The sequence below is a fragment of the Candidatus Phytoplasma solani genome (genome assembly GCF_041729705.1).
Taxonomy (GTDB): domain Bacteria; phylum Bacillota_I; class Bacilli_A; order Acholeplasmatales; family Acholeplasmataceae; genus Phytoplasma; species Phytoplasma solani.
In genome coordinates this window covers 63,819-76,955 of record NZ_CP103788.1, presented here as the reverse complement: position 1 = coordinate 76,955, position 13,137 = coordinate 63,819, and the positions used below count along the sequence as shown (strand labels likewise).

8 protein-coding genes are annotated in these 13,137 nt (G+C 26.8%); 1 reads left to right on the top strand and 7 read right to left on the bottom strand.

Annotated elements, in window-relative coordinates; translation table 11 throughout:
- Window positions 1-158: 158 nt before the first annotated feature.
- A complete protein-coding gene (locus psc1_RS00430; protein WP_238603324.1) occupies window positions 159-824 on the top strand; it encodes a hypothetical protein in 666 nt (221 codons plus the stop codon).
- Between the two features lie 1,302 nt (window positions 825-2,126).
- Here the strand turns inward: psc1_RS00430 and psc1_RS00425 are convergent.
- The 7 genes from psc1_RS00425 to psc1_RS00395 form a co-directional block, all read right to left on the bottom strand.
- A complete protein-coding gene (locus psc1_RS00425) occupies window positions 2,127-3,554 on the bottom strand; it encodes an IS3 family transposase (protein ID WP_373375657.1) in 1,428 nt (475 codons plus the stop codon).
- Between the two features lie 30 nt (window positions 3,555-3,584).
- Window positions 3,585-3,779 carry a hypothetical protein gene (locus tag psc1_RS00420; RefSeq protein WP_122225416.1) on the bottom strand — a complete coding sequence of 65 codons (195 nt, stop codon included), beginning with the start codon at window positions 3,777-3,779 and terminating at the stop codon, window positions 3,585-3,587.
- An 889-nt stretch (window positions 3,780-4,668) separates the two neighbouring features.
- Window positions 4,669-6,426 (bottom strand): hypothetical protein, encoded by a 1,758-nt coding sequence (locus psc1_RS00415; RefSeq protein WP_373375655.1) that lies wholly within the window; start codon window positions 6,424-6,426, stop codon window positions 4,669-4,671.
- A gap of 295 nt (window positions 6,427-6,721) precedes the next feature.
- Window positions 6,722-7,810, bottom strand: coding sequence for a metal ABC transporter permease (locus tag psc1_RS00410; protein WP_023161202.1), 1,089 nt, complete (start codon window positions 7,808-7,810; stop codon window positions 6,722-6,724).
- Window positions 7,810-8,868, bottom strand: coding sequence for a metal ABC transporter permease (locus psc1_RS00405; RefSeq protein WP_023161203.1), 1,059 nt, complete (start codon window positions 8,866-8,868; stop codon window positions 7,810-7,812). Before psc1_RS00405 ends, psc1_RS00410 begins: the two co-directional genes overlap by 1 nt.
- Window positions 8,869-8,873: 5 nt before the next feature.
- The gene (locus psc1_RS00400) at window positions 8,874-9,623 is read right to left on the bottom strand and encodes a metal ABC transporter ATP-binding protein (protein ID WP_122225492.1); all 750 of its coding nucleotides are present in this window, start codon (window positions 9,621-9,623) and stop codon (window positions 8,874-8,876) included.
- On the bottom strand, window positions 9,620-10,732 hold the full coding sequence (locus psc1_RS00395; protein WP_373375654.1) for a metal ABC transporter substrate-binding protein: 1,113 nt from the start codon (window positions 10,730-10,732) through the stop codon (window positions 9,620-9,622). The genes psc1_RS00400 and psc1_RS00395 overlap by 4 nt, the downstream gene beginning before the upstream one ends.
- Between the last annotated feature and the right edge of the window lie 2,405 nt (window positions 10,733-13,137).

Here is a 13,137-nt window from a genome sequence, read left to right as displayed (position 1 = left end):
ATAATTTTAAATTTGTATCAAAAAATTATTTTTGTTTTAGCAAAAAAATATTTTCGAATAAAAAAAATTCATTTAACGATTGACAATTAAACTTTTTTTTGATTAAATAAAGTTGTAGATATGATAAATTTGTATCATTAAATTTATTAGAAATTTGTGTGTCGGTTTTGCCTTTTTTAGAAGTAGTGATTTCGTTTTTTCGTGACTATCACTTAATTGCTTGTGGTACTGTTTTAATTGTTTTCCCAGTTTTTATATTTTTGTTTGTTAAAGGTTTTATTAAATTATTATTGTTTGTTTATTATATTAATTTTTGGATTGCTAATTTTTTTAGTCTTCCTAAAAAACAGTCGGTAACAAAAAACAACGATAATCAAAATCATTTGCCTAATATTTTAATCAATAATAAGGATTTAGATTCAAATTGTTTGATTAATTTAAAATTGATCGAAATGATGGAAAGGAAAAACCATCATAACTCACAAACTGACTTGTTGGAAATGAAACAAAAAATGCTTGAAACTTATTTTAATCAAAAAATTTTTGAAATAGAAATCAAACAAAAAATAAAAGACTTAGAAGAACAACAAAAACAAACCACTATTTCACAGCCAAAAGATTTTTTAGATGAAATACCTAAAACTTTAAGACAAATTTTAGAAAAATTAAGTAACGTCGAAGAAATGCAATTTGAAATTTTACAAGATTCTACAAAAAAAACTCATTACAATTTCGATAATAAAATATTATATGTCCATCCAGAAGATTTTTTACATATTAATAAAGCTTTAGTACAACAAAAAAATAAACAATTAAAAAATTAACCATCATTTTTAATAAATGATGGTTTTTTATTTTCTTGACTAATAAAATAATTATCATAAGTTTTATTAAAAAAAATTATTATATTATCTTAAAAAAATGCGATAGAAGTAATTTTTTTTAAAAACTAACTTATTTTAAAGCGATTATAACCAAATTTAATTAATAGGTTAAAATTATTTTCATAATTGATAATTTTTTAGTCCTTATTTGGTTTTTTAAAATAATGTTTAAGGGATTTTATTGATAAAGATTTTTTTAATTGTATTTTTTGATGGCTATATAATTTAAAAATAAAAGGATAAGCAAAAACTATAAAGCAAACAACAAGGTTTCATTAATGATATAAAAGATTTAAAAACAATAAAATACTAAAAAATTATTATAAACAACTGGTATTGTTTGTCGAAAAGGTAGCTTTGAAGTAAAGTTTTTTATTATTTTGAAAAATATTTTTAGTTGCCAAATGGGCTGATTGTTTTGTGACACAAGAATTATTTTGAAGTAATTTGATAATTTGAGAATTATTGTAAAAAGACAGATGAGGGGGAATTGGGCAAAATTACATGTAACAAAAATTATTTTTTTGTTGAAATAAAACTTTTCTTTCTGTTTTAGTATAATTTATTTGCGATAAGTTTTTGTTGATAAAAAGGTTTTTTTTGAAGTTGCTTGTTTTGTTAAATTGTTGTTGATTTTACTATCTGAGATTTCAATAATTCAGTTGGTATATTGAAAAAAACACTTTGGGTATTGTGTTAAACGATGATAACTAGTTTTTCTTAAGTGATTTGTTTAAAATAATCAAAAAATAATTTTACTTGTTTTTTCGTCTAAATTACCAGTTGGTTCACCAGCTAAAATCATTTTCAGTTCTTTTATTAAAGTGGGTACCGGTACGTCAAAAAACTACCACTTGGAAACAAATTTATGAGCCAAATATGTGTTTATTAAACTACCTATATTTTAACATAAAAAAAATACAAAGCAACAAAAAAAACAACAAAAAATGATTTTTTTTAAAAAAAGAAAAAAACAATACCAGAATCAAAATCAGATATTTTATAATATATTATTTTATATTAATTTTTAATAATAATATTATATAAAGATTCTGATTCTGATGTTTAATATATAATATATAGTAATACCAGAATCAAAATCAGATTATATAAAATTATAACTTAATTTTTTTTATTTGTCAAATGTTTTGCTTATTTTGTTAAATTATATATATTTTTTATCATTATAAAAAAAACCATCACAAAATGCCCTTCTAGGTTGAAGGGTTAATAATTATAGGTTTATTGGTAATAACGTCTCATTTTTTTTCGTTGGGGTTTAATAATAAATGGTTTTAAATCAGGGTTTTTTTGATAATAATTTTTATATTCAAGGGGCGCCATCCCATCTAACACTTGCATTTCACGTTCATAGTTATAAAAATGAATATATGAAGTAATAATTTCTTTCACTTTGTCAAAACTTAAATCTTTTTTCCTAATTAAATTAATAGTCTCGCGTTTAAAATTAGACCAAAAGGCCTCTATACATGCGTTATTTGATGGTGTGCCTTTTTTGGAAAAACTAGCAATCATGCCTTTATCTTTAACCGCTGTCATGTATTCTTTGGAGGTGTAAACGGTGCCCTGATCGCTGTGATGAATACAACCATTAGAAAAAGGTATTTTTGATAATGTTTGCATAACAAAATTAATGTCTTGTTTTTGAGATAAATTAAAGCTAATTATTTCTCTTGTATGTAAATCTAAAATAGCTGATAAATAAACCTTAGCGCCGTTTGGCATAATAATATAAGTAATGTCAGTACAAATCTTTTGTAAAGGTTTTGAGGCGTAAAAATTATTATTTAATTTATTTTGAAATGTGATTTTTCTTTGTTCGGCTTTGACTTGAAAATGTTTTGACTTGGTTTTTTGCATCCGTGATAACAAGTTTAATTTATTCATAATTTTTAAAACTGTTAAGCGTGATACTTTAAAGCCTGCTTTTTTCATTTTAAACCAAATACGACGGTATCCTAATCTCATAATAGGGATATGGTTTGCCACAAAAGCGTATTGATAACACATTTTATAAATGGCTTTTTCTAAGGGTTGATTAGTGGCGAATTTTTTATTTTGCAAAAGCCACCGATAATAAGTGCTTTTATGTATTTGTAGTTTTTTTAATATTTGATTAAGAGACAAAGATTGAGAGTATTTTTGAATGATTTTTAAGTAAAAATCGCGTTTTTCAAGGCGGTTTTTGAATAGTTTTGTCGTTTCTTTCTTTAAAGCTTGTAATAAGTCCTCATCTTCTTGTGATATGGCCTTTTTTTTAGGTTTTAAGTTGTCTAATTCTCCTTCAGGGTCGCTATTATACTTTCTAACCCAGTCATAAACTTGTGAAATATTTTTAATTTCTAATTTTTCAATTATTTTTTGACAATGAATTTGGTTTAATTCATTTTTTAGTTTTTCTATTTTTGCTTTTAATTCTTGCGTCTTATTTACTAACATTCTTGCCACTTTTAAATGCGCTTGTCCCCAAGTTGCGTTTTCTTCTGCTTCTTTTATGTTGGTTAAGTCTTCTTCTTCTGCCCTAGCTGTGTATTCTTGCGCCCAATACATACATGATTTCGCTTTAGTTATGCTTTCGCGTATCTCTTTGTTGGATAATTGAAATTCTTTTTTTAATTCTTTAATTTCATTTTCAATATTTGTTTTCATTGTTTGTTTCCCTTTTTTGGATATTTTTATTTATTCTTGGTTTAATTGGTTTTTTAATGCTTCTATTTTAGTTTTTATTGTTTTTGCCTTGATTTTGACTTTTTGTGCCTCGAATTTATATTCTTCCGCCCAACGTGCGAATTTTTTCGAATAATTTATGTTTTCGCGCTCCTTGGCTGTAAGGATTTGCAAATTTTTTTCTAATTCTTCAATTTGATTTTTCATTATTTTTTTCTCCTTTCCACAGTTTAGAAAACAAAAAAAGCTAAACTGTTTATTTTAATTTAATAAACAATTTAGCTTGTTTTTTTGTGGATTTATTTTTTGTTTTTAGGTGGTTTCGTTTTTTGGTCCGGTGGGGTGCGAGCGATACCGACTCTTTGTTTTTTTGTTCATCAAAGACAGTTAATAAAGGTATCTAGTGGCTAAATCTTGCAAATTAACTTCTTGTAAGATTTCATAGATATGTTCATTATTAAAATTTTTTGGCCTGGAATTCACAAGCTATTTTAATATTTTCAAAAACAATCAAATTGTTTAATAAATTATATTCTGGAAAAACAAAACCTACAAAATAGTTATAATAAGCATCTAATTGTTGTGGTTGTATGGGGTGTTATAAAAAATTATAAATGTTTTGAGACGCATTTTTAATAGGCTATTTTTTTTGTTTTTATTTATTATTTTTTTATATTTTAAACAAAAATTCAATAAGTTGGGGCAAAAAAAGATAAAACAATGATTACTTTCACATTATAAGGCACAATATTTCCTAAAAGGTTACCAATTTTTTTCATTTTTTTACGAAGCTGTGTCAAAAAAATTTTTTATAGAGTTTTAGATGATTGTTGAAAAATCATTTATTTAAAATGCTTTTTTTCTTAAAAATAAAAAAAGACTAGTTGCAAAAACTAGCCTATTTAGGTATTAAAAATTAATTCATTTACACTTTTTTATAACAGTGCAGACTTTCTTAGAACCAGATTTACCAGTTAGAAAAAATAAGCCCTTTTCGGGCAATTTAAAAGAAATGTCATTTTTAAAACAAAGATATTGGCAAAAGTTTTGAATAAATGTCTGATTTTAATCATAAAATGATTTTAACTTTTTAATATTATTTTTTAGTTTTGGTGCAATTTGTTTTAGTGATAGTTTTGATTTTCTTTTTGCGAGTGATGAGCCAAAAAAGCATTGTTACAACTAAAGTAGCGCAAGCAACAGATATAATGATGATCATTGCAACTTTCTTTTTAAAAGCTTCTTTAATTTTTTCTCGAATTCCTTTTTCCGCTTTTTCAACCTCTGATCTAACTTGACCTCCTGAAACTTCAAAAATATCTTTAGCTAGATTGTCGACTATAGTAGGTAGATCTTTTTCTTTTTCTCCCAAAACCATGGCTAAAACTTTAGTAATAAAAGGATGATTGTTGAAAAATTTTTTTAAATATGAACCTTCTTCTAATTGGTTTTTTTCTGGGATAGAAGGTGATTCTTCGATTCCTGATACAGATGGCCAAAAGTTATTGATTTTAGACCACCAGCTTTTTTTGTCTTTTGTTGATGCATTTGGTTTTTTTATTTTTAGTGTTAATTCTTTAAGTTCTTTAATTTTAGAGTTAATGTCGTCTAAAATTTTTTGATAAACTTCTTTTAAAGATGGATTAGAGGAACCAGAAATCCACTGCCACCAAGTTTGGCAAGGTTCTAGCAGTGTTAAAGCTTGTTGCAATTCTTCGTTATTTTGATGAGTTTTGATTTGTTGATATGTTTTTTCAGCTTCTTTCCACATTGTATTTTCATTTAAAAAGCAGTTTATTAATTTTTGATTATCGCTAACTTCAGTTAAACTATCAACATTCATTAATGTATTAATTTGAGTTTTAATATCATCTATTTCTTGTAATTTTTGGTTTAGAGAAGTTATTTGTGTTTTTTTTTCGTTTGCTTGTTGTTCTAAGTTTGTTTTTTCCTCTTGAACTTGGGTAAATACCTTTTGATAAACTTCTTTTAAAGATGGATTAGAGGAACCAGAAATCCACTGCCACCAAGTTTGGCAAGGTTCTAGCAGTGTTAAAGCTTGTTGCAATTCTTCGTTATTTTGATGAGTTTTGATTTGTTGATATGTTTTTTCAGCTTCTTTCCACATTGTATTTTCATTTAAAAAGCAGTTTATTAATTTTTGATTATCGCTAACTTCAGTTAAACTATCAACATTCATTAATGTATTAATTTGAGTTTTAATATCATCTATTTCTTGTAATTTTTGGTTTAGAGAAGTTATTTGTGTTTTTTTTTCGTTTGCTTGTTGTTCTAAGTTTGTTTTTTCCTCTTGAACTTTTTGGAATATAGCTTCATATTTTTGAGCTAACCCAGAGGGAACACCTGACCACCAATTCGTGATTTGATCTTTAATGTTCTGAGGGATAACAAGATTTACTGCTTTTTTACCTACTTGCCATAACGATGACAACCAACTTTGAGATTCATTGCTTTGTTTTTCTTTTAATTTATTTTCTAATTCTTTATATGAATTTTGTTGTTTTTGAAAATTATCTTCGACTGTTTGCCAATCCGTTTTTTCATTTAAAAAAGTAGTTAAACGTTGATTATCTTTGACTAATGACTCAACTTTATTTCTTGTTTCTCTGGTTTTTTCTATGTCCTCTTTGATTGCTTGTAGTTTTTGGGTTGAATTATCATCTAAGTTTTGATTATCTGATACAGCTGCAACTACTTGAAAACTAGGAGCAATTTTCTTTTTTTTCAAAGAAACCAAGCTACAATTCAAAATATAACAAGATATCCAAAAGAAAAAATGCAATAAATTTAAACTTAGTCCTAATAATAATATTTTTTTCATTTTATGATTCATAATTTTTTTTATTTTCCTATCTTTAACAATATATAAGAAGTATCTGACTAACAATGAGAATTAATAGTTTTGATTAATGAATAAATTTTTTAAATAAAAAGATATTATTAAAGTAAAGAAATCATAAAAATTAAACTTATTTTTAATTTAGAAAAGATAACTTCTTTACTTACTTATTATAATCATTTTTGATCAAAAAATCAAATATTATCACATTAAAAAAATAAAATATCGCCTTAAAGCTAGTTTTTAAGCCAAAAAAAAAGACCATCTCAAATAGATAGTCTAAAAAATGTTAAACATTCCAAGCAGTAGTTTTTTTGGTTAAGGCTTTTTTGCCTTCCTCCTTTAAAACGACTTGCTTTTTAACGATAGCAACATAGCCTAAATTTAGAGCTTTTTGGAGGCATTTTTGATAGCGAAACGAAGACCATTGTAAATCTTGTTGTAATTGTTGTAAATCATTTAAACGCTTGTGTTTTTCATTGTTGCTTAAATGCATTAAAAAAGCGATCACCATAAAATATTTTTTTTGGAGGTTATTTTTAATTATTTTGGCAATAATGCCATTTTGGGGTTCGAAAAAAAGCACTGATAAAAAGATGATCAAAATGACTACCGAAATCATTCCTGAAATCGGAAGATCAAATATAATGCCTAAAAAATAACCTAAACTAGAACTTATAAAAGCAAACCACAAAGATAAAAAAATGCAATTTAATAATTTTTTACTCAACAACAAAGCAATGGTAGCAGGTCCAATAATACAGGCAATTGTCATTACAGAACCAACTATATCAAAAGCAATTACAGCTGTTATAGAAATTAAAGTCATTAAAAGATAATTAATGATAAGCGCAGAAAAGCCTAAAATGGCTGCTAATGTTGGGTCGAAGATAAAAATCTTTAATTCCTTGTAAAAAAGCACGATAAAACCAAAGTTTATTAATAAAATAGGAATAATTTTTTTTAAAACCTTAATATTAGTTAATTCAATATTACCTAAAAAGACAGCATCAGTATCCATATGCACATTTCGAATGTGAACGCTAATAATGGTGATGGCGATGGCAAAAAAAAACGTAAAGACAATCCCAATAGCGGCATCTTTTTTAATGCGAGGATTTTTACCCATCAATTCAACTAAATAAACAGTTAAGACTCCAATTAAAGCAGCTCCAACAATTAAAAATGGCGAATTAAGGTTTTTAACTATTAAAAAAGCTAAAACAATCCCTAATAAAACGCTATGAGAAATGGCATCAATTACCATCGAAACTTTTTTTAAAACCACAAACACACCTAAGACTGATAAAGCTAGTGAACAAAAAATTAACACTGCATAAACAGAAAAATCAAATTCATTTAAAAGTTTGTTAACCATTATAACACCTTCCCATCGATTAATTTTTCTACTATTTTAATTCCTTTGGTAGTGATTACAATTTGGTCTTGCTGTCTAATTAAAAACCCTTCTTGGAATAAAAAAGGTTGGATAACTTGGGTGTCAAAATAATGATTGTTTTTATAAAAATGGATTAATTGCTTAAATTTTTGGATATTTTTTTGATAACGATAATGTTTGAGTTTGCGTTGAATAATGCCATATTTGGGAGATAATAAACACACTAAAAAAAGAATAATAGCAGTTACTACAATAACAGCAGGTCCGGTGGGCAAGTTTTCGATCAAGGTACTTGCAACAACACCAATAAAACCAGAAAGAATCATAACACCAGAAGAAAGTATAACGTTAACTGATAATTTATCGCTCATTTGACGCGAAACAATGCCAGGCATAATCAAAAAAGCGCTAGTTAAAATGATGCCTGTAATTTTTAAACTAATAACAATAACTCCAATTAATAAAGCATTAAAAATAACGGTAATGACGATATTATTAAAACCCATACTTTTGGCAAAAACTTCATCAAAGACAAAAAGTTTTAATTCTTTCCATAACAAACTTACTACCATTAACACCAGTAAAGAGCCAAGTATAATAAACCAAACATCTATGGTTTCAATCAAAGCTACTTGTCCTAAAATAAATTTTTCTAATACCGCAATAGAACTATCTTCGTTACCTTGTTGAGCATAAGTCATCAAAGCATTGCCTAAACCAAAAAAAGCTGATAAAACCAAGGATAAAGCGGCGTCTTTTTTAATTTTAGAATATCGTTTGATAGCTTCCATTAAAAACAAAGAAACAATAGCAGCTCCGACGGAACCGATCCAAATAACCCAAATATCAGTTTTACGAAAACAAAGATAAGATAAAACTATTCCTGGCAAAACAGTGTGAGAAATTGCATCCCCCAATAAAGCTTTTTGTTTCAAAATGACAAAGACCCCTAAAATACCTGCAGCAAAACCTAATAAACCGATACCTAAAAAGATCTTAATAGTGCTAAATTGAATTAATATATGTAAAAAATCCATATAATTTACTTTTTAACAGTGGTATTTTTTAATTGATAATGTTGATAGGTTTTTTTGATATTTTCGGGTGTAAAAGTGGTTTGAAGGGGGCCACTGGCGATTTTTTGGATGTTTAATAAAACGACATGATCGAAATATTGGGGTACTGTTTCTAAGTCATGATGGACGACAATAATGGTTTTTTTTTCTTTTTGTAAATCTTTTAAAACGGTGATAATTTTTTTTTCGGTTTGGATATCAACTCCTTGAAAAGGTTCATCCATTAAGTAAATATCACCTTGTTGAGCTAAAGCGCGTGCTAAAAAAATGCGTTGTTGTTGTCCGCCAGAAAGTTCAGAAATTTGACGGTCTTTTAAATCTTGCATATCAACTTTTTCCAAAGATTGCATCACTATTTGGTGATCTTTTGCCGTTGGACGGGTAAACCAACCTAAATGTCCGTATCGCCCCATTAAAACAACGTCAAAAACAGTAGTAGGAAAATCCCAATCGACTGAATTTCTTTGGGGAACATAAGCAATTTGTTTTCTAATTTTTTGATAAGTTTGCCCTTGGAATAAAACTTCGCCCGAAACCTTAGGAATTAACTCAATTAAGGTTTTGATTAAAGTAGACTTGCCAGCTCCATTCGGCCCTAAGATGCCAGTTAAAGAACTTTGATAAAAATCAAGATCAATATCCCACAAAACAGGTTTTAAATGATAACTAACTGTTAAATCTTGTATGGAAATAGCTATTTTTGATTTATTATTCATAATAAATTTTCCTTTATAATTTTGATATTGTTTAAAAAAGCACCAACATAAGTTGAGTGTTTGTAAAAAATGTCTTCAAACTTCTCTTCGTGTTTATTTGTTCCCAAAGAATCGGAATACAATTCGACATTATCAGGAATTTTTATTGTTCCAGTCATTTTTAGTTTTTGTCTTTGTTTATCAACTTCTTCTTTCAAGCTTTTTAAAGAGTTTTTAGGCATTGAGTTTTCGGTAAAAATAGCTTGGACATTGTGTTGAGCTAATTTTTTTGCTAAAGTGACTATTTTATTGTTGCTAGCTTCGGTTTGGGTTGAAATTCCTTGAATAGGTTCTAAATCAAAAGAACAATGATTCTTTTTACAAAATTGTTGCCAATAAGAAAAAGCATCATGAGCTGTTACTATAATAAATTTATTTTGTTGTTTTTCTATGTTTGTTTTCAAGTCTTTCATTTCTTTAACAATATGTGTTTTTAAATTTGTTAAAACTTCGTTATAAATCTGGAAATTTGTTTCTAATTTTGCTTTTTCTTTTACAATATTTTTTGCTATAAGAACATCTTTTAAATTTTGCAAAGTTTGGATCCATAAATCGGGCGAAAACCAAATATGAGGGTCATAATCTTCTGAATAGTCTTTTTTTAATAATTCCTCTTTGAAGTTGATATCTTCTTTTAATTTATCTCCGGCATTCCATAAACAATCTTTTTGGCTAAATTCAGCAAAGGCATCAGGCATCTTAGCTTCTAAATTTAATCCATTGACAACAACTAAATCAGCTTCTTGGATTTTGGCGCGATCAGATAACTTAGTTTTGTAATTGTGGGGGTCAATGCCTATGCCCATTAAAGTTTTAACTTCAATGTTAGAAATTTTTTGATAATTTTTTGATTGTTCGCTCTCATTTACATCACCGATTAAATGGTTGACTAAATCTTGTAACATGGTAGTAGTCACAACAATTCTTTTAGTATCATTTGATTTTGGTTTGAATTGACGGTAAAACAAAGCACAAATAGGAATTGACAAAATCAAAACCGTGATACCAATTATTAAAAGGGTGGCAATAAATGAAATTTTCTTATCTTTATTGTTTATAAGTAGTTTCATAAATTTATTCTTTCTAATTTTTCATTATTTTTAGTTTTAAGGGTTTATTGATGGGGGTTTTTTAAAATTTTTGAGTGTTTTCAAGTTTTTGTTTTCGTGGTTTAATGATTATGTTGTTTACAATAAAAACCGATCTTTTTATTTATTTTGTTTATTTGCTTATCTGTCTTATTTCATGTTTAGGTATTTTGTTAATTATTATATAGATTCAGTCAAACTTAAAAGTTATTAACTATTAAAAACATGTATTAGGAAGGTTTGATATTTGTATTTATCATCATATTTTTAAAGGTACCAAAGAGGCCTAAAAACCAAAATAGCCAGAAAACCCAATCAAACCCTTTTCTTTGAGTAGGTTATTTGAAAGAATAACGACTTACAGTAATTCATAAAAGTAGATTAAGACCAAAATAGTTAGCCAAGAGGATTTTGTGACCAAATTGTTTCACAGATAAGCCTATAATGACCTAAGAAAAAAAGCAAATGTAATAATGTAGCCTATCGGGCAAAGCTACCAAAAAAACTACCGAAAAAAAGCGTCTAACAAGATATTTATGGTGTCCTGGTTAGTTTATCAATTGAAAAAAACTAAAATCTTAACACAACCATCAGCAATTCTACACAACAGTACGAAACTTAGATGACAAGACGCAATTAGTTTGCCTGACGAACTAGATAGATATTTAGAGTAACTTAGACAATCCCAAAAGTAACTATTAAATTAGTAAAATAGAAGTTAAAAGCTTACTGCTCAAGGATAAAGAGATTTTTTTTAGTAGTCAGAAGAAATCCAAAGTATTATTGCAAACTAACCTATCAGGCAAAAAGTTAATAATTCTTACAAGGTGAAAGTAGCTAGTAATTTATTGTAAAAATAGTAAATTACGCAGGAACTAACTAACTAAAAAAATACCTAAAACTAGGTCAATACCTGATAAAGGTCAATTAAATTACAGAAAGCTGTGTGCTTAGAAACTTGTTTGCTACGTGCAGATAGAGACCAGATTGTAGTATGCCCAAAAAATCAGCGAAGCACAATTCATCTATCTGTATTTATTTAAAAATAGAAGAACTGATAAAAAAGAGCACACCAAAAAGGGATAGTAAACTTAGAATATGGTAAAGTCTATCGTAAAAGAAAACATAAAATCCGAGGTATTAATAGATATATCAACCATAACCTAAAAATCAAAATTGAATACATCTACTACGTAGATGATTTTATTACAAGTAAAAAAGGAATGTTACAAAGTTTAATATATTAAAGAATTAATAACCTAATGGTTAGAACAAGTACTTGAATTTTAAAATTAAAAAGGATAAATCAAAAATCATAAAAGACACCAAAAGCACTAAGTTCTTAGAGTAAGTCTAACTAAAAGCACTCACAAAACTAAAATAACCAAAAACTTACTAAATAGCAAGGTAAAAATCCAAACTTCAAGAGAAATACCCAAAGAATACACAAAAACCTATACTTAGTTAAAAAGAAGAAAAATTAAACATGACGAAACGTTAACAAATAAAATAATCTACTTTCATCAAAAACATATAGATAAGTTACTATTTGGGGCATTAAAATCAAATATAAAGACAAAAAGGAAAATAAGTTGAAATATGGCTGAAATATACCTAGGACTACATCAAAGAAAAGTATAAATGAAAAAGTAATTCCGATTAGGAACCGAAACTGCATAAATACCTAGGTAAAACAAGTCTAACTGATAAACTAACAGCCCGAATGCTGTGAAATCTGGGAAACGACTACTATATTTGAGATTAACTATACAAAAACCGTTTACAATGCGAAAGGTTAAAATATGGCAAATTATAAAAAACAGGTCGTGCTATGTGAAGTTTGTTATTACAAAAGAATAAATGAATAAATATAACGACGTAAGACAAAGCAATAAATTGATACTGATACGGGGCAAAACACTACTACATGAAAAGAAATTTGTAAACTAAAATGCATGTTATTAAACTACTTATAGTTTAACATAAAAAAAACAAATTGCAACAAAAAAAATTTTTAAAAAAAGAAAAAGAATAAAGAAAAAACAAATACAAAAATTAGCACCAAATCTGTTTATAACAGTGCACAAAAGAACAATGATTAAAGTATTTTTTAAAAAACTTTGATATTTTTACTTAAAATGAATAACATTAAAAAGTGCTAAAAACTCCAAATATAAAATTAACTTTAAAATAAAAATTAAACTTGACAACTTTTAAATTAGTGTTATAATAAAAGTGTAATTATGTGTTCTTCAAAGATGAGGCTTAATTATAAAAAAAAATACAACTAATGAAAAAACATATAATTATATTAAATAAAAAAATGTTAATTTTTTGAAAAGATAGTTTTTTTCTTCTCTTAAAAAAAATTAATTAGGAGATATTAA